Here is a 24,159-nt window from a genome sequence, read left to right as displayed (position 1 = left end):
ATGCGTCGAAAAGTTACAGTCTTTTGGCGCATCCTCTTTTTATAATCTAAAGACCTGCATCAGGCTTTAGTTGCAGTTTTATTGGGAGAGGCTTTGTCCAGCCATTTCTCCTGGAAGGTTTGCATCCATTCGTAGAAGCTGGGGATAAAGGCGGTCGCAAAAATCGTATTGATGGCCATACCGAATACGACGGCTGCCCCCAATGATACACGGCTGGCTGCCCCTGCTCCGGTGGCAAACAACAACGGCATGACTCCGAGTACAAAGGCAAACGAAGTCATCAGGATAGGGCGCAGGCGGACGTGTCCGGCTTCGAGGGCCGCTTCGCGTATCGGATTACCGGCGGCACGGTAGTCGCGGGCAAATTCGACAATCAGGATACCGTTCTTTGCGGAGAGGGCAATCAACAGGATAATCCCGATTTGCGTGTAGACGCTGACGGGCACTCCCATAATGAAACAACCGAGAATGGCTCCCAGCAAGGCGATTGGCAATCCCATGATGGCTGCCAGCGGACTTGTCCAACTTTCATATTGTGCCGAAAGAACCAGGAAGGCCACCAGTAAAGCCATACCGAATATCAACATCGTGGTCGAGCCGGCTTTGGTCTCCTGATAGGCGACGGAGGTCCATTCGTAACCGAAATTGTCACCCAGCTGTTCCTGTATGAGCTCTTCCATCGCCTGTATGGCTTCTCCCGAACTGTATTTCGGATTGGCAATACAAGTGATGGAGGCTGAAGAATACATATTATACAGGTTAATCTGGTCCAATCCCAATTGTTGTTTCGCTTCTGTAAAAGCGGAGAAAGGAACCATTTTGCCGGAACTGTTTTCCAGACTCAACCGCATAACATCATCGATGACCTTCTGCGCCTGTCCGCCGGCTTCAATCTTGACCTGATAGATACGCCCGAACTCGACAAAGTCATTTACATAGGCGGCTCCCATGTAATAGCTGAGGGTTGAAAAGACATCGCTCAACTGTAATCCCAGCAACTGCACTTTGTCGCGGTCGATATTCAGACGGTATTGGGGGACATTCGCCTGATACATACTGGATAAACTCAGAAGTTGAGGTTTGGTACGGTATGTTTCCAGCAATGTCTGTATGGCATGCTGCATTTCGGTCGGTCCCAGGCTCTTGCGGTCTTCCAGTTGCAGTTGCAGACCGCCGGAAGCACCCAGGCCGGGAATGGCGGGAGGAACCAAAGCAAATATCTGCGCTTCCTGGATGCCATAGGCTTCCCGGTTGAAGCGGGTGACGACATCTTGTGCCGTATGACCTTTCCCTTTTCGTTCACTCCAATTCTTCAGTACGACAAAATAGGTACCGGTATTTGACAGTTCGCCGCCTCCCATCACAGAGAAACCGTTTATTCCCATATAGGTTTTGACTTCCGGATAAGTGTCCAGTATCTTGTTGATTTTCTGGCTGACGGCTTCAGTGCGTGGCAGGCTCGAGGCCGGCGGCAACTGGCTGGAGATAATGAAATATCCGTCGTCTTCTTCCGGGATGAAGGTCGAAGGCCAGCGCATGAACATGACGGCTGCCGTAGCTGAAACGATCAGGAAGATTATCAATGTGACCAGCTGATGTTTCAACATGCGGTCGACAACATCATCGTAGATCTTCTGTGTTTTGTCGTATACCTTATTGAAGGCTTTGAAGACGACAAACTTCGGATCGTTAGTGACGCGCAGGAACAGGGCGCAGAGTGCCGGTGTCAATGTCAATGAGTTGATGCCGCTCAGGACGGTTGCGGCAGCAATCGTCAGGGCGAACTGTTTGTAAAGCTGTCCGGAGATGCCGCCAATAAAAGTGGTCGGGATAAATACCGCCAACAGTACCAATACGACACCGATAACCGGTCCGACGAGTTCGCTCATTGCTTTTGTTACCGCTTCGCGTGCCGTATACTTCCCGGTATCCATGTATCGCGACGAGTTCTCGACGACAATGATTGCGTCGTCTACCACAATGGCAATCGCCAGGATCAATCCGAATAACGTTAATGTATTGACCGAGAATCCCAATGCCCCCATGACAGCCAGCGTTCCTATCAATGAAACAGGAATACTGAGGCAGGGAATGATTACCGCCCGGAAATTCTGGAGGAAAAGGAAAATAACCAGGACAACCAGCGCTGTTGTCTCCAGGAAAGTCACCAACACTTCGTCGATAGAAGCGTTGATGACTTCTGTCGTGTCGAGGGTAACGCCGTATTCAACGCCTTGCGGAAGGGTGGAGGCAATCTCTTCCATCTTTGCCCGTACAGCTTTGGATACTTCCAGCGAGTTGGAGCCGGGCAGCTGGTAGATGGCAATGGCGGCAGCCTGTTGTCCCCGTAACCGTGAAGTCACGTTGTAGGAGGAACTGCCCAGTTCGATACGGGCAATATCTTTCAGCCGGAGTATTTTACCGCCTTGCTCTGTCCGCAGGATGATATTGCCAAATTCCTCCGGCGTAGTCAGCCGGCCTTTTACGGTCAGGGTGTATTGATAAGGATTGTTCGCCTCTGCAATTGGCTGGCCTACGTAACCGGCAGAAACCTGCCTGTTCTGTGTCGAGATAGCCTGGAAAACCATATCCGGCGTCAGGTTGCGGATGCGCATGACTTCGGGGTCGAGCCAGATACGCATGCTGTAGTTGCCGGCTCCCATGACACTTACCGAACCGACTCCCGGCAGACGGGCCAGCTGGTCGGTCAGGTTCAGGCTGGCATAGTTGCTCAGATAAAGTCCGTCGTAAAGAGAATCCCTGGAAGTGAGGGAAAGCATCATCACGATGTTGGATGATTGCTTTTTAGTCGTGATTCCTTGTACGATTACTGCTTCCGGCAGACTGCTTTGTGCAATGCTGACACGGTTTTGTACCATGACGGTAGCCATGTCGATGTCCGTACCGACAGCAAAAGTGATGGTCAGCGAGTAAGCGCCCGAACTGGAAGAGTTGGAGCTCATATAAAGCATTCCGTCCACACCGTTCACCTGTTGCTCGATAGGCAGTCCGACGGTTTGTGAAACCGTCTGTGCATCGGCACCCGGATAGACTGCTGAAACCTGTACGGTAGGCGGTGTGATATCCGGATATTGGGCGATGGGTAATACGTTGAGTGTGACCAATCCCGCAACCACGATAATCAGGGCAAGAACGGTGGCAAAGATGGGTCTGTTTATAAAGAATTTTACCATGACGTTCTTATTTTATAGGGGTAATACTCATTCCGTCACGCACTTTCAATAAAGCGGTGGTGACGTAACGTTCGTTCGGTTCAAGTCCGCTGACGACCTGGCGTAAGGTGTCGTCTACCAACTGTCCCGGTTCTATATGACGGTACCGTACGATATTGGAATCGTTTACGATATAAAGATATTTGCCCAGCTGGTCGGTGCCGATGGAGGCGTCGCGTACCAGGACGGCATCCCGTTTTTCGCTGTAGGGCAGGGTGATGGTGACGTATAATCCGCTTTTCAGTTCGCCGCCCTTGTTATCCAGGTTGGCACGGACATTCAGTGTTCCGGTCGACAGGTCGACATTGGGAGAGAAATAATCCAACTGTCCGGTGTAGTTTTGCCGTCCGTTGTCTCCCAGATGTACGGCGATTGTTTCCGGCAGTTTGACGGTCGAATCGTTTTGGGCAGCGGTAATCATCATTTTCATAAACTGGTTATCTTCTATATTGAAGTTGACGAACATTTTGTCATCTTTATAAAGGGTAGCCAGCGTGACGGGCTGCGCCGCTCCGTTGATATAATTGCCGATGTCGTAAGTGGCCCGGGTGATTCGTCCGTCGAACGGGGCACGGATATAGCAGTAGCTGAGGTTGGTGCGTGCCGTATTTAGTTCGGCTTCCGAATTACGGACGGATGCTTCCATTTCCTGTGCGGTCGATTGGGCCTGCAATACCTGTATCTGGCTGACGGCTCCGCTTTTGGCGGCTTCTTTCATCCGCTCGTAATTGCTGCGGGCATAGTCGAGTTGCGCTTTGGAGGTTTTAAGTGCCGCCTCGGCCTGGGTTACATTATCCTGATAAGTGTCGGGCTCGATCACGAAGATGAGTTCTCCCTTCTTCACTTTGCTGCCGGCCACCAGGTGGGAGGTCCGGAGATAACCGTTTACCCGGGCCACCAGATTGACGGTCAATTCCGAACTCAGATAACCGGGATAGTCTTTTGTCAGCGTAATATCTTTTACTTCCGGTGTTGCCACGCTGATGGAAGGGGCGGCTGTTTCCGCCGGTTGCTTTTTCCCTTTGCACGATGCCAGCGTAAGGACCGACAAGGCGATCAGGGCGATTCTGACAGATGTTTTCATATTTGTGTTTTTTAGTTTGGTAAACTAACCTTTCTTAATACCCGTTTTCGTCCCAGCCTCCGCCCAGTGCCTGGTAGAGCTGAATCAGATAGACGAGCGACTGGCCTTTGGCTTGTGTCAATTGATTCTCATACGACAGCAGCGAGCGTTGCGCATCCAGTACATTCTGAAACGGTGTCAGTCCCTGTTTATAGAGGTCGAGTGAGAGGTCGAGCGTTTGCTGGCCCTGGTTGACTACTTCGCGGAGGGCGACGATTTGTTTGATGGAGTTTTTATAGGAACTCATCGCGTTATCGACTTCCTGTACGGAGGTGAGGACGGTTTCGTTGAACTGCCTGATTGTTTCGTCTAACTGGACTTTTGCCAGGCGGGTTGCCTGTGCCAGTTTGCCTCCCTGGAAGAAATTCCAGGAGATGGCGGGTGCGATTTCATATGTCAGGCTGTTATGGTTGGCTATCTTATCGATGTCGTGAGAAGCGAATCCGATGGAACCTTTGACGAAAACCTGCGGCCACCAGTCGGATTTGGATGCACCCAATGTCGCGGCCTGGGCGTTGACCTGGCGTTCGGCAGAACGGATATCCGGACGACGCAGTAACAGGTTGGCAGGGAATCCTACTCCGACGGTTTCGATGTAATCGGGCAGGGGACGCGGATGGTCGATCAGTCCTTTAACGTCTTGCGGATACAGTCCCATCAGCACAGCCAGGGCATTCGTGTACTGGATGATACCTGCTTCCAGCATGGGGAGCGAGGCCTTGGTACTGTAATATACGGATTGTGCCTGTGCCACATCCAGTTTCGACACCAGGCCGGTTTCATACCTTTTCTGGGTGATTTCGACTACAGCCTGTTGCGACAGACAGTTTTGGGTGACTACATCGACCTCCTGTTGCAATTCACGCAGATTGATGTAGGCCGATGCGACCTGTGCACAAAGCGATACCATGACGGCGTTGTATTCTTCTTTGGAGGCAGCGAAATTCTCTTTCTGCGCTTTCACCCGGTTACGGATACTACCGAATACGTCGACTTCCCAACTCATGGAGAGCGAGGCATCGGCATATTGGGTGATTGTTTGCGGTAAACTACTGGTGTTGCCACTGCTTTGTTGCCGGTTCCATCCCGCCGATAGTCCCAGCGTCGGTGAATAACTGCCCTGTTGTATGCGCAGGTTGGCTTTCGCCATAGCGATACGATCGGCAGCCATCTGCACAGAATAGTTCTGCTTCACGGCCACATCGATCAGGGAATCCAATACCGGATCATTGAAATTCCTCCACCAGTTGTCATCAACGGGTAGGGTTTGTTGGAAATTACTGTCATTCTCCTGCCACGCTTCCGGCAATGCGTGATCAAGGTACTTATGCTTTGCCTGTGCCATCAGCGTCATTGGCAGAAAAAGGCAAAGCATAGTATAACACCATGTACTTATGTGCATAACTTTTTGTTTAGATTCTACACATAAACACAAATAAGTCACTCTTGGTTTAATAAAGGACTAATTTTCACAGGATAGTAAAGTGAACGCTATCTTGTTGAACTCAGGCATCATTGTCACTGCCATTATAGAGTGATTTGCATATATTTACTGTTCACCCCGCTTTCAATAACTCCCGACCCGCCTCTATCGCTTTATCAAAAAATCTTTTCAACAAAATCCCCATCGCCTGCTGCTTAACCATCGCCAGCCGCATCTCTTCGTCTATCACCATATTCCCGGCAGGCCGGTAACCGGCCGCTTGCCGCATGGCAGTCCGTTTCGCTTCCGGACTGTCGCGGATAATTCCCCGTGCTTGCAGGGAGAGATACACCCGCGCCGGATAAAGCCGCTCGATCGGACAGCCTGCCCGGTATTGCTCAAACACCCGGCGCAGAAATACCCGTTCGCGCTCCTCCTTGTAAGCCTCGGAGACGGGCGGAAGGGCGGACAGCGATTTCGCTTGCTCACGCTCCACAACAGCCCGGTATCGCAAATCGCTGGTTTGATAACATTTCAGCCAGCGGGTAATCGTGCGCAGGTTCAAACCCATGAAATCCCCGTATTCACCTTTGGCCCCCAATTCAAAACAAAGGGCGACCTCCTGCAAGGTCAGGCTCGGATATGACTCCTGAAGGTCGGCTGCCAGTTTAGCAATCAAAATACCCAGATCACGGTCGTTAGGAGGCGAAAAACCCAGCAAGACATAGGTCTGGAATAATATTTGATTTACCGCCGGAAGAATTTCCTCCGGCCGGTACGTCATCAGGCGGCGGTCGGCAATGGCATGTTGCAGTCTGATTTCCAAACTCATACGGCTTGCGAATTATAGATTTTCATGGCTATTTCCGTCGCACGTTTCCCTGTTTCCATCAATTCCTCTACTTTCGAAGAACGTTCCGGCCGGCCGGATGAATAGATCACTTTGGGAATATGCTGCTGCGCGCCGCCGGAAAGCTCTTCCGTTTTCAGATTGAAATTGTGGTATCGCCACCAGCCGATGAAACTCTGGCTGTAATCTTTTTTCGTCCGGATCGTATCCAGGCTGAATTTCAGGCGCAGGAAATCATCGAATACGGCCATGGCTCCCCGCACATATTGCAGGACGGCTGTGCCTTTTCCGGAATAACGCACGATGGTGGCCTGCCAGTCTTCGTCTGCCAGCAAAGCATCTTTCCATTGCTCACGCTCTTCATCCAAATTCTGCGGTTCTTCTTTCGGCTCCTCGCACGCGTGTTGTTGCTGTTGTTGTAAGTTTACTTTACTTTCATTTACTATAATATTATCTAATATAATATGTGCACTTTTTGTCATATTTTCGGTAGTTTCTGTAACAATAACCGGGGTTTCTGCAACATTAATGCAATCGAACTCTTCGCGAATGGGATTTTTGCATCGCTTTTGTGCTTGAATATACCGTTCTTGAATACTTTTGGATGTTAATACGCAATAAACATTGTATATATCCCTGTTAAACAGATTTATTTTCAAACTAAAGTCGATTATGTCCCGCACAACTTCCTCTGTTTCACCTAAACGGTCGGAAAGATCGTACACATAATCGTCTGATATATGAAGAAAATACCCTTCTTTCCTATATACGTCGCACAGGATGGTGAAATAAGCCAGAAAGCCGAGCGACTTGTAGCGGCTTTTCAGTTTACGTACTTGTATGTTTTCAAATATATCGGTATCGACCGGAAAATAATCCAGTCCTTTTTTGATAGGTCTAGCCATGATTGTTATAAACTTTTTCAATTATGATTTTGTACCGCACGGATAACCAGCCGTAACGTTTTCAGCATCAGCAGTTCTCCAGGCAGCACGCGTATCACGCACCAGCCTGAGACTGCCGCCTCATTATATTTCTCCATATCACGCAGATAGCCTTCGGGGCGGATATGGCGGCCACCGTTGAAGGCGCCGCCCTCCACCTCGACAGCCACACGGCGGGAAGGGATGGCGAAGTCGAACCGCCAGTCCCGCCCAGGATGGAAACGGTATTCAGCCACCACCTCCTCGCCCGTATGCTTCAGGATCAACGCGCTAAGCGGCGAATAACCCGGTGTCGTCATAGAGAAAGTTTTCGGCCTCTTTCGAGGTGTTGCATTGTTCGACCAGACAGGTGTTGTGCCGGTTGTCGAACGCCATCCATTTTTTCAGAAACGGGTCGTAAAAATACCCGTATTCCTCGCCACACGAATAGGTGTAACTGCGCGAACCTCTTTCGCCCGTAATCAGGCGCATCAGGCAGGCTGCCGCCTGGTCTCCCAGGAGGCAACCGATGGTAAGGGTATGCTTTTTCATCAGGCGGCAGTTTGAAGGGTTTGCAAATCATCGTTGTCAAGACGGATGAAGGCATCATGCTCCAAACGCTTGCCGGTTTCGATATAAGCCAGCGCTTCACGTTCGCAGCTTGACAGGTCTTCGAGCAGCAGGTCGATGGAAGCATATTCGTCACGGCCGATATGAAAGCGCGACACCACATTTCCGCAAAACTCTTCGGAGGTTCCCACACGGGCATAGATGGTCAGCAGTTGCGCATCGCCGCAGTTCTGACGTTGATAACCGGTGATCTGGAAATTGTCATCCACCGCCACCAATCCGGTAAAATTGACTACATGATACACCATGCGCTGCAACGCTTCAGAGAGACTGGGATGCACCGGAGCCTTGTTTTCATACGTAATCACATGGTTGTCGCCTGTACTTTCGTCTAACACTTCATAGCGGGCTTTGAAAAAACTGTCTTTGACAGAGATTAAGGAAAAAGTCTTTTCTGTTTTGTTCATTACTTTATTAAAATGGTATCGTTTAGATTCAAAAATTGTCAGATATGAGTATTTGTTTATAGCAACTGGTTGTACCTGGCTCCCCTCTGGAGAGGGGGAAGGGGGTGTGTCATATTCCCGCCTATACAACCATCCTAATCAGAGTCACTAGACTATTACAGGTTCATTTGCCGTCTGCTTCAGCTGACGGTTTACAAGTTGTTTCTCTCTTTTGGCTTCAGCCACATGTCTCTTAGATAGAAACCTGTAAGAAATGGGACTAAAGTCCAATGAGATAGACCCCTGACTAATCCGTCAGCTGAAGCAGACGGCAAATAAACCTGTAACAAGGCTTGTTTTATTGACTGGCTTTAACACACCCCCTACCCCCTCTCAAGAGGGGAGCCAGTTACAACCAGTCACTTAAATAGATAGCTCAATTCTTTCTATATTTACGCTGCCCGCACCCCTTTCGGTTCTTCGCGGTATTCTACATAAACGCTTTCCACGACTACGCCTTTGCGGGCCTGCTTGCGGGCATACGACAGCATCGGGCGGAAGATACGTTCCAGGTCGCTGTCGGGCAGGTTTCGACCGAGCTCCTGCCACCAAAAGCGCAAGAGGTCGATATAACCGTCCGGTTCGGTCACTACGGGAACGAGTTCGGTTGCTATTTCATTCATTTTCAGAGAAACACGCCCCGATTGCAGGCGACCTTCGGCACGTTCGAGGATTACGGCTTTCTGCGCCTCATCCAGATCATCACGTCCGGCAATACGTTTTTCCGTGCGTTGAAAATTAGCCTGTAAACGCAGTTCCGCTTCTTCGGCATCACGTTTCTGCTTCATCAACCAACTGTTGAGCATCGCAGTAAGTACGTTAGCCGGCGTACCGTTTTTAGTCGGATCAATATTGTTTTCCTGAGAAACGAATTGCTTTTGCACTTCCGTAAGTTGTTGGGTGAAAGGCTTGCGGTCGCTGTTCATGCGCAGCATGTAGCTTCGGCACAGGGTTACATAGCGGTCGGCTTCGGCGGCTAAGGCTTCGTTCATTCCTCCTTCTTTTCCAATCTGCTCGATCAATCGGCGACCCATCGACAGACAGTTAAGACTCAGGTTGGCGTTTTGTTCGAGTACGCTGACTCCACTTTGAACAGCAACAATCAGATTGTTCTGTTTCGTCGTTAAGATTTCTTTTTTCTTCACGATGTAAGGTTATTTATTTAAAAATTAAAAATTATTTAAGGTAAGATTAATCATCTTCATAGTTTCTTCTTCGGCAAATCTTACAATGGCAAATGTAAGTATAATATTTCATATTATGATTATAATTCAAGCCTTTATTTTCATATTAACTTTTATTTAACTTGCCATGTATTAATAGTATGTACACGTTCATTTAAAATATTCAATATATTTATTATCTTAATTGTTACTATATCATAAATAGTTAGTTGTTGTATATTTTATAAATAATAAAAACATCTCTTCCCTCTAGGGAAAAACTGCTATCCGGGAGAAAAAACAATTTCTTTCGGAAGAAAATCAAATTTCATCCGGGAGAAATTGAAAATGGACTCGGATTAACTATTTCAATAATAATAGTTATTGTAAATATAATAGTACTATAGCACTATTACTAAAAGTATTATTTCATTTATTTATAATAAAACAAAAAATATAATTTTTACCTTATTCAAAAAAGCACAAAAGAAAAGGAGTTATCTCAAAATATGAAATTGCTCCTTTTCTACTATAAATATTCATTATTTACATCAAAACGCATAGGTATCAAAGTTTATTTAATAACATTTAATATCTCAATAACATTTGTCATTTAATTATAGAACTCTTAGATGTTTTTTCAAGATTATATTGTTGAATCATTGTATTTGCTTTTTGAATATCAATATATTCAATAGAGTTAGCAGCCTTATAATTACCTTTTGAATCAACAGTTCCTAACACTTTTCCTTCAGGAGTAGAAAGTTTTACTGCCACCTCATAATACTGTACTCCATTCCAATTTCCATTCAACTTTATCACTTTTCGGCTTTGTTCACCAACAAATTCACCAGCATATCTTGTATCAAAACTATATTTTTTCGCTTCCAACCAAGCAATTATAGTTGTATTTGGGGGTAAAACTTGTTTAATAGTTTGATTAAAGTTAAAATCAAAACTTTCATTTTTTCCTGTTGTGAAAGAATAACTATGATCAGTCCTCTTGGTAGTTTCAATTTTTCCATTCAATCCCACATTTATTATAGGTACAGTTACATTAAGACCAGCCCCAACTGTTATAGTTTCTGAAATTAAAAGCCCTTCAGTTTGTGAAAAATGAGATGTATAACTATAACTTTCTATAAGTTGAGCTGTTCTTTCTGCTTCATAAGGTGTATCATTTATAAGTGGACGTGATGTTAAAAATACAACTACCGGTGTAGCATTAGCTTGACCATCAATTATCGAATAATCAACACTCTGCAAGTTAAACTTTTCTACAGGATAAATAAGAAAACCTGCACCCAAATTATCATACGGATTAGTACTATTCAAATATTTAAAATTAGATCCTCCCCATGAGGCATTATATATATAATACATTGGTTTACCGTTTCTCCATATGTACCATTTCTGATCATGGAACTCAATATTCCAATATCCATGCGAAAAAATTTGTTGATTATGCATACATGGAAATGGATCAATTCCTGCATTTGGAGGCAACGGATAGTCAGACAAATACTTTCTTCCTGATTGATATCCTCCAAGCACCTCAATTCCCCACTCTGTTGAAGATCCTGCAATATGTTTTGTAATTAACCATCTTTGCCTTCCAGAACCATCATCTTCATTAGAAGCTACTAGGTCATAACTATCTTTAGAGGAACAACCAAAGAATTTTTTTGTTGCTGCAATTGCCCCTTGTTCGTAAAAAATATGGACTGGAATAGCATTTAATTGTGCTAAAAAACTATTCCCATAAAAATGTGATTTAACACTTTTAGTCTGCAGAAGTTCCAGATTTGAGGCATCACACATTATATCAATTTCTTCATTCTCTTTTTGGCATGAGAACAATACTAATGATACAAATAAAAGCAATGATAATTTTAATAATGTCTTCATAATACTTAATTTTTTAATATTAATACCTATGTTTATTATTATCCCATTTACAACATCAATTGCATACATCAAACCTTCATCTATAATGATAGTAAACACATATAATCATTACCACAAAAAAGAAAGCATTTCTATCTCTTTACAACATTTATAACTACTATACTCCTAATAGGTCGTCCATACACTCCTGATATATCAAACGCAACTCTACATTCACCAACAGATTCCGAAGTCAATAATACTTTATTATTTTTTTTCAATAACACTTCATTTTCTACAACATCTGTATTTGCAATTTCAATACTTCCTTTTCCTTTTAGAAAACGAGCTTTACAAAAGACTTTCATATCTACATCTATTGATAAAATAAATTGAGTAGTATTTCCTATATCTACATCAGATTCAAGATCAGATATAATTGTTTTTATTCCCTCTACTTTTAAATCAATACATGAATAACGTTCTAAAACTTGACCTTTTAACTGCTTCCTTATTAAAAAGGTTAGAGAGTGTACTCCTTCTACTTTTGGTAAATAAACAAATGAGATTTTTTTCTTATAAAGAGATTTTAAATTAAACTCTTGATTTTGTTCATAACCATCTTCATTTATAAAGATAGTTCCAATTCCTCCTTCTATTAAATACGAAGCATATATTTCATCGTCATCTTCATTGATTCCTTCAATATTTAGAGTACATAACATTTCTTTTCCTACAATCCCTCTATTATCATTCAAATGAACAAAATTGACAGAAAAATCATTAATCATTTCCGTATCATTTTCACATGATGAAAACAAAATAAATAGTAAGCAAAGTATTATTACATAATTACGCATATCAATATATAAATTTACATTACACTCAAATATAGTAACAAATTATTTATAAACATAATTTATTTTAAATAATTACACTATATTGTATTTGCACAAACTATTTTAACTCAATTTGACCTGAGTGCTTTAAAGTAACTTCAGATAGCCAAAACAAATCATGAAATTCATTTAATGCCATCTATCTGCACACAACTCAACTCCGCCTATCCGACCGGTCGTAACTTTGCATTGTCAATCAGACGAAACATCAAAGTATCAACCTTAAAACAATTTATTAACGATGGCCCAGGGCTACAAATTAGTAACAAGAAAAGTGACCGACCTGAAAGGCGGTGCAGCACAGGAAAAAATTTATGCGATACCGGACTACAACGGCCATACCGACATGGATACATTGTGTGTCATGATCGGAGCGCGATCTACCGTTTCCAGCGCCGACGTAAAAGCGGTATTGGATAACCTTAATTTCATCCTCGACATGGAGCTGCGTGCAGGACGTATCGTCCAGTTAGGCGAGTTCGGTAATTTCCGCCTCTCGTTGTCTAGCAACGGCGCAAGCGACAAGAAGTCGTTCTCCCAGGCAGACGTGAAAGGGGCACGTGTGATCTTCACACCCGGCGCGTCCCTGCGTAATACCAAAAAGCTGGTCGCCTTCACCTCTACCGAAAAGAAAGAAGACGAAGGCAGCGGCTCCGAAGGGGGCGGCGGAGGCAGCGACAGACCGGAAATCGAGTAACCCGGCTAATTGAAAAATTTTCATTATCTTTGTTATCACGATGAAACCAACAACGCTTTCTATTAAAGAGCTGAGTGCGATGTATTTTCCGCACAGCAGCATCCGCAGCGCCGGCGTACAACTGAAACGCTGGCTCGTGTATAACAAACCGCTCATGCAGGCCCTCACAGATGCGGGCTATTACAACGGACAAAAGATTTTAACTCCTAAACAGGTGACGCTCGTCTTTGAATATCTGGGCGAACCATAGTGTGTTAATTGAAAATTGAAAATTAAACAAAGTGTACAATTATGGATTGCCGTGCTGCTGACCGCAGCCGGCATCCTCCTTTTATTTTTCGGCTTCTGGACGGCTCCGCTGGGAGAGATTCATAACAGTGTGCTGGTGGCCTTCGGTGAGACTGCAACGTTTGCCGGAGCGCTGTTCGGAGTCGATTATAAATACAAACAAAATCAATGAACCTTAGTAGAAATTTCACCTTCGAAGAACTCACATACAGCCGGATTGCCGTCGAAAACGGTCTTGAAAACGTACCAAACCCACAAGCGCTTCAAGCGTTGAAAAACCTTGTAGTCGACCTGCTCCAACCGCTTCGCAACCGCTACGGCAGTGCAATCGCCATCACAAGCGGCTACCGCAACGAAACGGTCAACCTGCTGGCCGGCGGCGTTAAAAACTCACAGCACACGAAAGGCGAAGCGGCCGACTGCTACATCGCCGAAGGGCCGGAAAAGCTGCTGGAAGTACTGAAAGAATCCGGCCTGCCTTTCGACCAGGCAATCCTCTACCGCCGCAAAAAGTTCCTCCATCTGTCTTATCGCGAAGGGTTTAACCGCCGGCAGGTACTTTACAGATAAATAAGAGACAACTGCAAAACACACCCCATAAATTCATACCATTAAAAATCTCCATGAAATTCAGCCTATTCATTCTCATCTTCTTATTTTTCGCAAATTGTTCGAGCCGCAAACATACCGCTTCCTTTTGCCAGCAGACCGACAGCCTGCTGCAAACCAGCCGCCTGACAGTTCAAACGGCCCGAATCCCCGAAAGCCGTGCCGACCTTTCCATTCCGGTCGCAACCCTCAAAGAGTTGCCTACCGGCGCCGCCTTTATCCAAAAAAGCGGACAGGCAACCGCTGAAATCCGTTTCCTGCATGACACGTTATTTGTCGCTGCTACCTGCGATAGTTTGCAGGAACTTGTCTATCAGTACGAAACAACAATTGAGCAGTTGAGCAAACAAACAACCCAAAAAGAAAAAAATAACCAACGGAATTGTAAATCCGGATATATAATTATTGGGTTTATTATTATTTGTGCTCTGTTATATATATTCAGAAAACGGTGGGGGTAAATTACAGGAGAATCATAAAGAATGACGTATCTTTGTCCCCTAATAACGAATGGCTAAAATGGCAAAGAACAGGAAAGAGGAATATAAAGAGCAAAATCTGCGGTATCTGGAAGAAATAGCTTCACAGGAAGGTGTAAAGAAACTGGCTGGCGGGATATTATATAAAGTAACGGAGCAGGGGAGCGGTACTGTTTCTCCCCGGTTGGATAACGTTGTTTCCGTTCATTATCGGGGGACTCTGATGAATGGGCGCGAATTTGATAATTCATACGAACGTAACTGCCCGGAGGCTTTCCGTCTGAACCAGGTTATCGAAGGATGGCAGATTGCACTTCAACAAATGCATGTGGGGGATAAATGGGTTATTTATATCCCTTATACAGTAGGATATGGAAACCGGGCTTCCGGTCCGATTCCTGCATTTTCAACGTTAATCTTTGAGGTGGAGTTGCTGGGGATTGCCTGAAAGATTAGAGCAGTGCCATTTAGTGTATTTTGACACTGCTCTTATAAAGAATAAAGTTCTTATTCTCCTTTTTCAATTTGCTCCTGTACGATTGCATCTACAACGGCAACGGTTGTCAGGTTGAGGATGTCGCGGGTAGAGCTTTCTACGTCGGTGAAGTGAATCGGTTTGTTCAATCCCATCTGGATCGGGCCGATGGTTTCTACGACACCCATTTCGAGCAACAGTTTGTAAGCACTGTTGGCCGAACTCAGGTTCGGGAATACCAATGTGTTTACATCTTTGCCTTTCAGCTTGTTGAACGGATACATATCGTCACGCAACTTCTTGTCTAATGCAAAGTTTACCTGCATTTCACCGTCTACGACGATTTCCGGGTGATTCTTGTGAAGGTATTCGATAGCGCCGTGCACTTTCAGCGGGCTTCCCTGCTTATCGGAACCGAAGTTTGAATAAGATACCATCGAGATAACCGGATCGTGCGCGAAGAACTTCACCGCATCATGCGTCAGGCGGGCAATGTCGATCAGGACTTCTGTGGATGGATGACGGTTAATCAGCGTATCTGCCATAAAGAAAGTACCCTTTTTGCAAGTTACAATGTTCATGGCACCGAAATGGTCGTATGTCGGACGGATACCGATGATTTCTTCCGCCAACTTTGTCACTTCCGAATAACGGCTGTAAACACCTGTGATAAATGCATCCGCATCGCCGGTTGCCACCATCATCATACCGAAAGCGTTCCGGCCGACCATCTTTTCGCGTGCTTCCGAGAAAGTAACGCCTTCGCGTGCTCTCTTTTCAGAAAGGATACGGGCGTAGCGGTCGCGGCGTTCTTCTTCGCGGTCGTGACGCAGGTTGACGATTTCGATACCTTCCAGGCTCAGGTTTTCTTCGGCAGCAATTTTTTCCAAACGTTCTTCGTTGCCTAACAGGATCGGATAACAGATTCCTTCAGCTTTGGCTTCTACGGCCGCTTTCAGCATGTTCACGTGGTTGGCTTCGGCAAATACCACACGTTTCGGATTTGCTTTTGCCATGTCGGTGAAGGAGCGGAGCAGTTTATTATCGTAGCCCATCATTTCACGCAAATGGTTGGCATAGCCTTCCCAGTCTGTGATTGTTTTGCGTGAGACACCCGACTCGATAGCTGCCTTGGCAACAGCAACCGATACTCGTGTCAACAACCGTGGGTCGAGCGCTTTCGGCAGGATATAATCGCGTCCGAAAGTCGTACGTTTCAGTTTATACGCTGCATTTACCACATCGGGAACCGGTTCTTTTGCCAGTTCGGCGATGGCATGTACGGCGGCCAGTTTCATCTCTTCGTTGATTGCTTTGGCATGTGTATCCAATGCTCCGCGGAAGATATACGGGAATCCTAAAACATTATTGATCTGATTCGGATAGTCCGAACGTCCTGTTGCGAAAATAATATCTTCGCGTGATGCCATTGCATCGGCGTATGAAATTTCCGGATTCGGATTAGCCAAAGCGAATACGATCGGGTTTTCGTTCATGGAACGCACCATCTCTTGTGTCAGCACATTGGCAACAGACAATCCCAGGAATACGTCTGTACCGACAACGGCTTCTTCCAGCGTCTTTATATCTCTTGTGGTAGCAAATTCTTTCTTCGATTCGTTCAGATCGGTACGATGCGTAGAGATAACCCCTTTACTGTCGCACATGATGATGTTTTCCTTGCGGGCTCCCAGCATCACATACAGTTTCGTACAAGAGATGGAAGCGGCACCTGCACCGTTGACAACGATCTTTACATCTTCAATCTTCTTTCCGGCTATTTCAAGCGCATTGAGCAGACCGGCACCGGAAATGATTGCCGTACCGTGCTGGTCGTCGTGCATCACCGGGATATCCAGTTCCGCTTTCAGTCGCTGTTCAATCTGGAAACATTCGGGCGCTTTGATATCTTCCAAATTGATACCGCCGAAAGTAGGGGCGATTGCTTTTACGGTTTCGATGAACTTATCGGGATCTTTCTGGTCTACTTCGATATCGAATACATCGATTCCTGCGAAGATTTTAAACAGGAGGCCTTTGCCTTCCATAACCGGTTTGCCGGCAAGCGCTCCGATATTACCCAGTCCCAAAACAGCAGTACCGTTGGAGATAACGGCTACCAGATTACCTTTTGATGTATATTTATAGGCATCAAGCGGTTCTTTCTCTATTTCCAGGCAAGGCTCTGCCACACCGGGAGAATAGGCCAATGATAAATCTGTTTGTGTACTATAGGGTTTTGTTGGAATTACTTCAATCTTTCCAGGTTTGCCTTCGGAATGATACCGAAGTGCTTCCTCTTTTGTTATCTTTGCCATAGACTTATGATATTAGTAGATTTTGTGTACGTTTTAAAATCGCCCACAAAAGTAACAAATTATTAGATATATAGTATGATATGCTTACAATTAGTTGGAAATATTTTGAATAAAACCTTTGATGTCAAAATTAATTGTTAACTAAATTCTTTTCATAAAACTCCAGTGCGCATAGATTGGCGGCGACGGTTTCCAGGGTTGTTTGTCCGGCTTGCCAGGCATAGACTGAATCGATAAAACGGTCTGTTAGACGGATGGCTTCAGACATATTTAATTCATTCATCCAGTGTTTGAGGTCTTCCAGCTTTTGGAGGGTGACCGGTTGTATGTTGCGCAAGCCGGAGAAGGCAATGTCGGAAAGCTGGAGTTCCAGTTCGGCAAGGAGATTCTTTACTATCATTGTGTTCGCTTTTAAAAAGTTAGAAGTAGAAGTTATCAATCTCTGAAGAGGTGATGATGCTGATTGGAATCAGTGTGTCCGGTCGTTTCTGGCAGACCATGTAACGCTGTTTCTTTTCTGTATAGGGTTGTCCCAGTTGTTCCAGTTTGCGGATGGCATTACGGTTCAGTTCGCTGTATGCCAGGGAACCTTCCGTCTCTGTCTGACCGTCAGTCATGGTGAAATAGAGTTTCTGTTCGGAGGAGCTGAACCGTACCTCTGAAAGATGAGTGAAAGGGACTAAAGCCAGTTGTTCGGGTTGTTTTTTCCGGAAATAATCGTAGTGTTGGTCCGGACGTATGGATAAATCGGATAACTCCGGAACCGTAAGTAATGTATTCAGATGACCGATTGTTACTTTATCTGCTATCTCACATTGTGTCTGTGAAGACGATGAGAGGCGGTTTTGCCTGTTCAGCTTGAAGTTGCGCAATGTAAGGGTGGATATCGATAACCGGGCCAGTGATGCGCTGTTCCCCCAAAAGCTTTGCATCTCGAGTTGTTTCCTCAGGTTTTCCGGTGTAACGAGTGACTGGGTATGTTCATAATAATCAGCCATGCTCGATGTCAGCGTGCAGATACTCTCTTTCTCCTGATAGAAGAAATAAGCCGTAATTCCGAAATAACCCGAACGGGTTTGCCAGGGATAAGCGCCCAGTCCGGCGAAATGGCCGATAGGGGTGGTGTAATAATCCGAGCGTGTCCCTTCAATCAGTTTGCCGAGCATCTCGTTGTTTTGTGTATTCCGTAAGAGTAAGGTAAGCGTGTTATACAACCGGGAGAGCGTGGCAAAAGTCGTAGGAGACTGAAAACCCACATGTTTGGCAAGCATATTTTCGATATCGGAGGAGAGCGAACGGAATAAGCGGGCCAGATTTCCGATTCCGCAGGTTTCCAGGCGGATGGAATACTGGATGGCTGTTTCCGCCTCGTTTTCTCCGCAACTGATCAGGCCTTTTTCCAATATGCCGAGGATGAAACGGGAAGCTCCCTGTAAGACTTTTACCGTATCCTCCGTCAGTAGGGAGAGTTCCGGCTGGTTGCCGGCGGAGTCGGACGATAGTATTCCCTGCCGGCTCAGGTATGACAGGATGGCTATCAGTTTATGTTTGCACAATCCGTTTTCTCCGCATTTGCAGACGGAACGGTTCAGGCTGTCTTCTTTGGGAAAATAGACAGTGATGTTTTCGGTGTTGATAGTGGCTTCCAGCATGTCGCCTTCCGTGAAGTCGGCCGTCCAGCCATCCTGGATAAGACGGAGGGTGTCTTCGAACAATTTCTTGCCGGCCTGTTTGCGAAGTTGCGTAAGGTCTGCATTTATCAATTTCTCCCAGGGGACGGAAGATGGCAGCTCCGAAGACGTTTCCGGCACGGCGTCTTTATCGTCTTCTGCGGTTGCAGCATAACCGGCTGCGGCAAGTATTCCCATCAGGATATGCTTGCAGACAGTTTTGGAAGGACAGCTGCATGTGCTTTGGGATACATTGGAAGCGAGGCAGACGGTGATGTCGTCCAGTTGGACCTGTAGATTGCTGCCTGTAACCGTCAGGGCGATTTGTCCGGTCGTTTCCAGGTCTTTCAGGGCACGTTTATATAGACCTTTATTTGCCAGCGTAACCAGGAAGGCTTCGTTGGCAAAAGGGACGAACTGTCCGGCGGAAGCGTGGCATCCGTCTCCATTTATGATATAATCTTTCCTATCCATTCTGCTAACTCTTCAGGGGGTATTGCGGCTACATCGGCACCCATGCCGGCAATGGTCCGTGCGGCACGGACATCATAACAGGGAGCACCGGAGTAGTCGAGTGCCGGCAATACGAACAACTTATTTCCTGCTTCGATGATGTCGCGGCAGGAGCGGAACATATAACTATAGTTGTTCCCGTCGTAAAGGTCGCTTACCAGTACTATTATTGTTTTTTGTGGCGCGGAGATTAGTTTCTTTCCATATTCCAGCGCTTTATGTATATCCGTTCCGCCACCCAGCTGTACTTTCATCAGGATACCGACCGGATCGTCGAGATGTTCGCTCAAATCGACGACCGATGTGTCGAATATCGCCAGCTTGACCGAAAGAAACGGCATTTTGGCAAAGATGGAGGCCATGACAGCCGTATAGATTACCGAATCGAGCATGCTGCCGCTCTCATCTACCAGGATGACGATATGCCAGGGATTGTAACGACGTATGTTCTGGTTGAAATACAGGCGGTCGGGGATAATTGTCCCGTGTTCGCGGCTGTAGTTTTTCAGATTCTTTTCGATGGTCTGCTTGAAATCGAAGTTCCGGAATATTTTGTAGCTGGAATTGGTATGCGGAAGTTTCTTTCCGTAGAAGGCTTTGCGTACATTTATTTCCAGCTTCTTTTGAATCTCTTTTATGACCTGTTCCACGATTGAATAAGCCAGCTTTCTGACATGTTCCGGCATCATGTTGCGGAACGTCAGGATATTTTTCAGCAGTCCGATATTCGGTTCGAGTTGGCTCAGGACAGATTCGTCGGTCAGCAGTTGGGTAAGGTTATATTTATCCAAAGCCTGTTTCTGCATGATTTCGACGGTCTTTCTGGGGAACAGCTTCTTTACTTTTTTCAACCATCCGGGGACGGTCAGCATGGAGCCGCCACGGCCTCCCCGGTTGGGGAAGTCGTTCCGTATTCCCTGTTCATCGGTATATTCGCGGTTGTATAGGAAATAAAGCGTACCGTCCAGTTCTGCGTTCTCCGGGTCGAGGGGCAGGCTGTTTTCGGCAAAGTCTCCCAATATAAGCCGCCAGCGGTTGACTATTTCGTGCTTGTCCATTCGATGATTCTCCATGTTTTTAGTGCTTCTGCCGCCAGTTTATCCAGGCGCATAGCTTCGGTGATTTCCTGTTGTGAAACAGTGATACTTCCTGTTAAGCGGGTTTCCGCTATCTGATGATATTCTGCAACCTGTTGTCCCAGGCGGCTGACTTCTGCCGGGAGAAAGCCGGTGAAGGCATAACGCAGGTTGGGCAGAATAGTCAGGAAAGTCTCCTGGTCGGCATTGGCGATAACCCGGTCTATCGCTTCCAGGATATGCGGGTCGGTAAATAACACATCGCGGGCAATCAGAAACAGGCCGCAGATAAAGGAGGCCGCCTGCTCAGGATGCGTGATGCTGCTTTCGAGGTAGGCGGCTATCTGCCGGCAGAAAACAGCCTGTCCGGTTTGTCCTTCTTTATAATGTATAGCAAGGCAGAGGCCGAAGAGGCGGCTGTTGCTGAAACTATCGTTCAATATCTTCTCTACGGCAGACAGGAAAGCGGCGGTATCGAACCAGTTTTTCGTATCCATAGTGAAACTGTAGAGGTTGCGCATCTGTTCACAGATTTCCTGTTCTTCTTCTTCCGTTGTGCTTTTCAGTGACGGAATCAGTACGACTGCTCCATTGAACGCGGTTCGTGCCAATCCGGCAATGACCGGCTGGATAGTTCCGTCCATCAATTGCTGCATATTGGTGAGGTATAACAGGCTGTTGATAAGTTTGCAGAGGCTGATAAAATTCCCTTCGCTTTCCACTACCAGCCGGACAGTGTCTTCATACCGGGAATAAAAGCCTTCTATCCCCATCACCTGAACGGAAATGAGCAGTTTGCCCAGCTCTTCTGCCGTCATGCTGTCTTTAAAATTCTTTTCGATGAGCGAGTTGCAAACCTGCGAGAGTGTCGCCCCGTAGACGGACAGGTCAATCAAACGGGTTTCAACGCCTGTGCCGTAACGGCATATCCATTGTTCCCGTACCAGGTTTTTGTTCTTCTGGTTCACATAATCGGGACCAGACTGAAGGGTGGCGAAACCTGTCTCCAAAAACTCCATCTGGTGAAGGAAACGGCTTTTCCTGTAATGGGCCGGATTCTTAATGATGTCGAGCGTTACTTCCTGCCGTTCGATAGTCGATGTTTTTAACCGGTGAAGCGAACATAAGGAACGAAACTCACGGACCACAGGCGGGATGCAATCGTTGGCCGCAATCTTTCCGGCACCCATCCCGGAGAGAAGACGATACAGGAAATCCACTTCGAAAGTCGAAGTCGCATTCAGGTCGCCTTTCACAAAACAACTTCGTACACCATCCAGCAATTCATATACGCCGGCACTCTGTTTGCCTCTCAATATAGCCAGCGAACGTGCCATATTCAAGGCATTAATCTCATCGGGCAGGGAGATTATCTGTGTTTTACGGGCATAACGGGCCGTCTTTATAATATATTCGAGAACGGTCGAAGCAAACGGGTCTTTCTTTTGTTTTTCCATCTTTTCCCAGACTTCCTGGTAGAAAGCGGGGAAGGGCATACCGGCGGCGTAACCGCTTTTACTGTCGGCTTCCTTAAATGTGTAAGGCATCAGATAAGAAGCGACGTGCTCCGGGTTGCTTGATTTCAGCGATTGTTTCCGGTCTGATTGCAACTCATCCATTAAGCCGGCGATATGGAAAGCGCCTGCCACTACCAGTATTTTCTGATGGTTGGGGATTGCTTCCCGTATTTCTGCTGCCATATAAGTTTCCCGTTGCCGGTCTTCTTTCAGGGACATTTCGTTGCCGGGTGTTGCCAGCCGCATGAAATAACCGAGATGAAAAACATTGCGCACGAAGTCGTGTGTTTTCATTTTTCCGGCATCCAGTTCGAAGCGGCTTTCCCAAAATTCCGAAAAGCTGCGGCATCCGGCTTTGCGGGCAATCATGGCTGTATAGGTATTTACTTCGTATTCCTTATTCTCATTATAATAGAACTGTGTCTGCGGCTCTTCCTCTATTTTATTTATCAGTCGAAGTGCATAGGGCAGGTCTATAAAACGGGTCGGTATGTTGCGACGTGCCCCTTCACGGATAGCGACCAGCTCCGGCGAATAAGAGAGGAATGGATAGTAAGCGCGATACTTCTCTTTTTCTTCACTTACTTTTCCCTCCTTGTCATCGTAACTGTAATAGATGCAAAAAGGCGGAACCGATTGTCCGTCGGCTATGTAAGGCAATAGTTGTGCCGAATCCGAAGGCCCTTCTATCAGGATCAGTTCCGGACGGAAACTGTTGATTGTACGTTGCAGATGCAGCGCACAGACAGGGGAGTGGTGACGTACCGGAAAGTACACCACCTGTCCGTCCATATTGAAACTGGTTGCGAAGAGGTGCTCTATTTCAGCCAGGTCCGGTTGTCGTAATATTCCTTCCATTTTCCTCCTTGTCTTTCGGCTTTCAGCCGGACTACGCCGTTAAAGTAATCTTTCAGTTTGGGCAAATCGTCTTTGTTTTCTTTCATGACGGCACCCAACAGGTTTTGTACCAGGGAACGCATGCTTACGCTTCCGTCTCCGTAATAATATCCGTCCAGGGCGGACTGGTAATAAACGGATACGGCCTCGGCTGTACTCATTACGCCCGACATCTTCTGTATCTTGGCTTTCTCGAAGGAGGTTCCGTTGCGTAGTTCATTGAAGGTGGAGGCCAGAATGTCGACAACCTCTTCCTGCACCGGCATTTCCAATCCGTTGGCAGCCAGCATTCCCTGGCATTGGTCGGTGATGATGCGGCTTTCTAATGCTACGCTGCGTATCGGTTCGACTGTCTCAAAGTTGAAACGGCGTTTCAGGGCACTACTCATTTCGTTAATCCCTTTGTCGCGGGTATTGGCGGTTGCTATCACATTGAATCCGGATGAGGCGAAGAGCAACCCTTCTTCTCCCAGTTCGGGTATATTCAATACCCGGTCGCTCATAATACTGATCAGGCTGTCCTGTATTTCCAGCGGGCAGCGGGTAATTTCTTCGAAGCGTGTGATGATTCCCCGTTTCATGCCGATATAGACGGGAGAGGGGACAAGGGCTTCCTTGACCGGTCCTTTGGCAAGCAAAAGGGCATAGTTCCAGGAATATTTGATATTGTCTTCGCTGGTTCCCGCCGTACCTTGTACTGTATTGGTACTGATGCCGCAGATAGCGGCAGAAAGCAATTCGCTTAACATGGTCTTTGCCGTGCCCGGTTCGCCAACCAACATTAATCCTCGGTTACCGGCCAGGGTGATAATGGCACGTTCAACCAGGGCGTCATCGCCGAAGAACTTCGGGGTGATGGTGACCAGCCGTCCGTCCAGTTCTATCGGTTCGCTTTGACCGAGGATAAAGGCACGGACTGCACGGGGAGAGAGTTGCCAGTTTGCCGGCTTGGCTCCTGTATCTTGTTTGCGGAGTGCGGCAAGCTCGTCGGCATAGCGCATCTCCATCAATGGTTTCTGAATTTTGTTATCCATATAATATAT

Annotated in this window: 23 protein-coding genes; 6 read left to right on the top strand and 17 right to left on the bottom strand. The window is 46.5% G+C overall.

Features of this window, described 5'->3' with window-relative positions:
- Nucleotides 1-59: 59 nt before the first annotated feature.
- The 11 genes from HMPREF1535_RS19720 to HMPREF1535_RS19670 form a co-directional block, all read right to left on the bottom strand.
- Nucleotides 60-3,194 carry an efflux RND transporter permease subunit gene (locus HMPREF1535_RS19720; protein ID WP_046147229.1) on the bottom strand — a complete coding sequence of 1,045 codons (3,135 nt, stop codon included), beginning with the start codon at nucleotides 3,192-3,194 and terminating at the stop codon, nucleotides 60-62.
- Nucleotides 3,195-3,201: 7 nt separating this feature from the next.
- Nucleotides 3,202-4,317 (bottom strand): efflux RND transporter periplasmic adaptor subunit, encoded by a 1,116-nt coding sequence (locus HMPREF1535_RS19715; protein ID WP_046147228.1) that lies wholly within the window; start codon nucleotides 4,315-4,317, stop codon nucleotides 3,202-3,204.
- Between the two features lie 34 nt (nucleotides 4,318-4,351).
- Nucleotides 4,352-5,758 (bottom strand): efflux transporter outer membrane subunit, encoded by a 1,407-nt coding sequence (locus HMPREF1535_RS19710; RefSeq protein WP_046147227.1) that lies wholly within the window; start codon nucleotides 5,756-5,758, stop codon nucleotides 4,352-4,354.
- 154 nt (nucleotides 5,759-5,912) lie between these two features.
- Nucleotides 5,913-6,611, bottom strand: a complete 699-nt coding sequence (locus HMPREF1535_RS25200) for a hypothetical protein (RefSeq protein WP_052716752.1) — start codon at nucleotides 6,609-6,611, stop codon at nucleotides 5,913-5,915.
- Nucleotides 6,608-7,534 (bottom strand): DUF4373 domain-containing protein, encoded by a 927-nt coding sequence (locus HMPREF1535_RS26330; RefSeq protein ID WP_052716689.1) that lies wholly within the window; start codon nucleotides 7,532-7,534, stop codon nucleotides 6,608-6,610. The genes HMPREF1535_RS25200 and HMPREF1535_RS26330 overlap by 4 nt, the downstream gene beginning before the upstream one ends.
- Before the next feature lie 17 nt (nucleotides 7,535-7,551).
- Entirely contained in the window at nucleotides 7,552-7,872 is a 321-nt protein-coding gene (locus HMPREF1535_RS19695; protein ID WP_244275596.1) for a PDDEXK family nuclease, read from the bottom strand.
- Nucleotides 7,844-8,104, bottom strand: coding sequence for a hypothetical protein (locus HMPREF1535_RS19690; protein ID WP_046146150.1), 261 nt, complete (start codon nucleotides 8,102-8,104; stop codon nucleotides 7,844-7,846). Before HMPREF1535_RS19690 ends, HMPREF1535_RS19695 begins: the two co-directional genes overlap by 29 nt.
- The gene (locus tag HMPREF1535_RS19685; protein ID WP_046147226.1) at nucleotides 8,104-8,589 is read right to left on the bottom strand and encodes a hypothetical protein; all 486 of its coding nucleotides are present in this window, start codon (nucleotides 8,587-8,589) and stop codon (nucleotides 8,104-8,106) included. Before HMPREF1535_RS19685 ends, HMPREF1535_RS19690 begins: the two co-directional genes overlap by 1 nt.
- Nucleotides 8,590-9,020: 431 nt before the next feature.
- Entirely contained in the window at nucleotides 9,021-9,773 is a 753-nt protein-coding gene (locus tag HMPREF1535_RS19680) for a hypothetical protein (RefSeq protein WP_046147225.1), read from the bottom strand.
- A gap of 627 nt (nucleotides 9,774-10,400) precedes the next feature.
- Nucleotides 10,401-11,699, bottom strand: a complete 1,299-nt coding sequence (locus HMPREF1535_RS19675; protein ID WP_046147224.1) for a hypothetical protein — start codon at nucleotides 11,697-11,699, stop codon at nucleotides 10,401-10,403.
- Nucleotides 11,700-11,830: 131 nt separating this feature from the next.
- Nucleotides 11,831-12,469 carry a hypothetical protein gene (locus HMPREF1535_RS19670; RefSeq protein WP_046147223.1) on the bottom strand — a complete coding sequence of 213 codons (639 nt, stop codon included), beginning with the start codon at nucleotides 12,467-12,469 and terminating at the stop codon, nucleotides 11,831-11,833.
- A gap of 349 nt (nucleotides 12,470-12,818) precedes the next feature.
- Here HMPREF1535_RS19670 and HMPREF1535_RS19665 point away from each other — a divergent pair, with 349 nt between their 5' ends.
- The 6 genes from HMPREF1535_RS19665 to bamJ are packed head-to-tail and all read left to right on the top strand — an operon-like array spanning nucleotide 12,819 to nucleotide 15,098.
- A complete protein-coding gene (locus HMPREF1535_RS19665) occupies nucleotides 12,819-13,274 on the top strand; it encodes an HU family DNA-binding protein (RefSeq protein ID WP_010800778.1) in 456 nt (151 codons plus the stop codon).
- Nucleotides 13,275-13,314: 40 nt separating this feature from the next.
- The gene (locus HMPREF1535_RS25515) at nucleotides 13,315-13,524 is read left to right on the top strand and encodes a DUF4248 domain-containing protein (RefSeq protein ID WP_046146147.1); all 210 of its coding nucleotides are present in this window, start codon (nucleotides 13,315-13,317) and stop codon (nucleotides 13,522-13,524) included.
- Nucleotides 13,525-13,545: 21 nt separating this feature from the next.
- A complete protein-coding gene (locus tag HMPREF1535_RS19655; protein ID WP_187386447.1) occupies nucleotides 13,546-13,734 on the top strand; it encodes a hypothetical protein in 189 nt (62 codons plus the stop codon).
- Entirely contained in the window at nucleotides 13,731-14,132 is a 402-nt protein-coding gene (locus HMPREF1535_RS19650) for a D-Ala-D-Ala carboxypeptidase family metallohydrolase (protein ID WP_046147221.1), read from the top strand. Before HMPREF1535_RS19655 ends, HMPREF1535_RS19650 begins: the two co-directional genes overlap by 4 nt.
- Before the next feature lie 53 nt (nucleotides 14,133-14,185).
- On the top strand, nucleotides 14,186-14,632 hold the full coding sequence (locus HMPREF1535_RS25190; RefSeq protein WP_052716751.1) for a hypothetical protein: 447 nt from the start codon (nucleotides 14,186-14,188) through the stop codon (nucleotides 14,630-14,632).
- Between the two features lie 58 nt (nucleotides 14,633-14,690).
- On the top strand, nucleotides 14,691-15,098 hold the full coding sequence (bamJ, locus tag HMPREF1535_RS19640; RefSeq protein ID WP_046147635.1) for a BamJ family beta-barrel-assembly machinery protein: 408 nt from the start codon (nucleotides 14,691-14,693) through the stop codon (nucleotides 15,096-15,098).
- Between the two features lie 59 nt (nucleotides 15,099-15,157).
- Here bamJ and HMPREF1535_RS19635 read toward each other — a convergent pair whose 3' ends face one another.
- From HMPREF1535_RS19635 to HMPREF1535_RS19610, 6 genes are all read right to left on the bottom strand, one after another.
- Nucleotides 15,158-17,443, bottom strand: a complete 2,286-nt coding sequence (locus HMPREF1535_RS19635; RefSeq protein ID WP_010802942.1) for an NADP-dependent malic enzyme — start codon at nucleotides 17,441-17,443, stop codon at nucleotides 15,158-15,160.
- Nucleotides 17,444-17,573: 130 nt separating this feature from the next.
- Nucleotides 17,574-17,843, bottom strand: coding sequence for a hypothetical protein (locus HMPREF1535_RS19630; protein ID WP_046147220.1), 270 nt, complete (start codon nucleotides 17,841-17,843; stop codon nucleotides 17,574-17,576).
- A 19-nt stretch (nucleotides 17,844-17,862) separates the two neighbouring features.
- Complete coding sequence (locus tag HMPREF1535_RS19625; RefSeq protein WP_046147219.1) at nucleotides 17,863-19,587, bottom strand: SWIM zinc finger family protein; 1,725 nt, start codon at nucleotides 19,585-19,587, stop codon at nucleotides 17,863-17,865.
- Nucleotides 19,563-20,699, bottom strand: a complete 1,137-nt coding sequence (locus HMPREF1535_RS19620) for a VWA domain-containing protein (RefSeq protein WP_046147218.1) — start codon at nucleotides 20,697-20,699, stop codon at nucleotides 19,563-19,565. Before HMPREF1535_RS19620 ends, HMPREF1535_RS19625 begins: the two co-directional genes overlap by 25 nt.
- Nucleotides 20,666-23,077: a DUF5682 family protein gene (locus tag HMPREF1535_RS19615; RefSeq protein WP_046147217.1), complete on the bottom strand. Its 2,412-nt coding sequence runs from the start codon at nucleotides 23,075-23,077 to the stop codon at nucleotides 20,666-20,668. The genes HMPREF1535_RS19620 and HMPREF1535_RS19615 overlap by 34 nt, the downstream gene beginning before the upstream one ends.
- Nucleotides 23,038-24,150 carry an ATP-binding protein gene (locus tag HMPREF1535_RS19610; RefSeq protein ID WP_046147216.1) on the bottom strand — a complete coding sequence of 371 codons (1,113 nt, stop codon included), beginning with the start codon at nucleotides 24,148-24,150 and terminating at the stop codon, nucleotides 23,038-23,040. The genes HMPREF1535_RS19615 and HMPREF1535_RS19610 overlap by 40 nt, the downstream gene beginning before the upstream one ends.
- Nucleotides 24,151-24,159 lie beyond the last annotated feature (9 nt).

Source organism: Parabacteroides goldsteinii DSM 19448 = WAL 12034 (assembly GCF_000969835.1).
Classification (GTDB): domain Bacteria; phylum Bacteroidota; class Bacteroidia; order Bacteroidales; family Tannerellaceae; genus Parabacteroides; species Parabacteroides goldsteinii.
This window is presented reverse-complemented; position numbering and strand designations above follow the sequence as displayed.

Coding starts and splice junctions, on each gene's coding strand:
- HMPREF1535_RS19710 (WP_046147227.1), bottom strand. CDS start 5,758: ATGCACATAAGTACATGGTGTTATACTATGCTTTGCCTTTTTCTGCCA.
- bamJ (WP_046147635.1), top strand. CDS start 14,691: ATGGCAAAGAACAGGAAAGAGGAATATAAAGAGCAAAATCTGCGGTAT.
- HMPREF1535_RS19625 (WP_046147219.1), bottom strand. CDS start 19,587: ATGGATAGGAAAGATTATATCATAAATGGAGACGGATGCCACGCTTCC.
- HMPREF1535_RS19670 (WP_046147223.1), bottom strand. CDS start 12,469: ATGATTAATGATTTTTCTGTCAATTTTGTTCATTTGAATGATAATAGA.
- HMPREF1535_RS25200 (WP_052716752.1), bottom strand. CDS start 6,611: ATGAGTTTGGAAATCAGACTGCAACATGCCATTGCCGACCGCCGCCTG.
- HMPREF1535_RS19615 (WP_046147217.1), bottom strand. CDS start 23,077: ATGGAAGGAATATTACGACAACCGGACCTGGCTGAAATAGAGCACCTC.
- HMPREF1535_RS19650 (WP_046147221.1), top strand. CDS start 13,731: ATGAACCTTAGTAGAAATTTCACCTTCGAAGAACTCACATACAGCCGG.
- HMPREF1535_RS19665 (WP_010800778.1), top strand. CDS start 12,819: ATGGCCCAGGGCTACAAATTAGTAACAAGAAAAGTGACCGACCTGAAA.
- HMPREF1535_RS19620 (WP_046147218.1), bottom strand. CDS start 20,699: ATGGAGAATCATCGAATGGACAAGCACGAAATAGTCAACCGCTGGCGG.
- HMPREF1535_RS25190 (WP_052716751.1), top strand. CDS start 14,186: ATGAAATTCAGCCTATTCATTCTCATCTTCTTATTTTTCGCAAATTGT.
- HMPREF1535_RS19720 (WP_046147229.1), bottom strand. CDS start 3,194: ATGGTAAAATTCTTTATAAACAGACCCATCTTTGCCACCGTTCTTGCC.
- HMPREF1535_RS19685 (WP_046147226.1), bottom strand. CDS start 8,589: ATGAACAAAACAGAAAAGACTTTTTCCTTAATCTCTGTCAAAGACAGT.
- HMPREF1535_RS19610 (WP_046147216.1), bottom strand. CDS start 24,150: ATGGATAACAAAATTCAGAAACCATTGATGGAGATGCGCTATGCCGAC.
- HMPREF1535_RS19635 (WP_010802942.1), bottom strand. CDS start 17,443: ATGGCAAAGATAACAAAAGAGGAAGCACTTCGGTATCATTCCGAAGGC.
- HMPREF1535_RS19630 (WP_046147220.1), bottom strand. CDS start 17,843: ATGATAGTAAAGAATCTCCTTGCCGAACTGGAACTCCAGCTTTCCGAC.
- HMPREF1535_RS19695 (WP_244275596.1), bottom strand. CDS start 7,872: ATGACGACACCGGGTTATTCGCCGCTTAGCGCGTTGATCCTGAAGCAT.
- HMPREF1535_RS19715 (WP_046147228.1), bottom strand. CDS start 4,317: ATGAAAACATCTGTCAGAATCGCCCTGATCGCCTTGTCGGTCCTTACG.
- HMPREF1535_RS25515 (WP_046146147.1), top strand. CDS start 13,315: ATGAAACCAACAACGCTTTCTATTAAAGAGCTGAGTGCGATGTATTTT.
- HMPREF1535_RS19675 (WP_046147224.1), bottom strand. CDS start 11,699: ATGAAGACATTATTAAAATTATCATTGCTTTTATTTGTATCATTAGTA.
- HMPREF1535_RS26330 (WP_052716689.1), bottom strand. CDS start 7,534: ATGGCTAGACCTATCAAAAAAGGACTGGATTATTTTCCGGTCGATACC.
- HMPREF1535_RS19690 (WP_046146150.1), bottom strand. CDS start 8,104: ATGAAAAAGCATACCCTTACCATCGGTTGCCTCCTGGGAGACCAGGCG.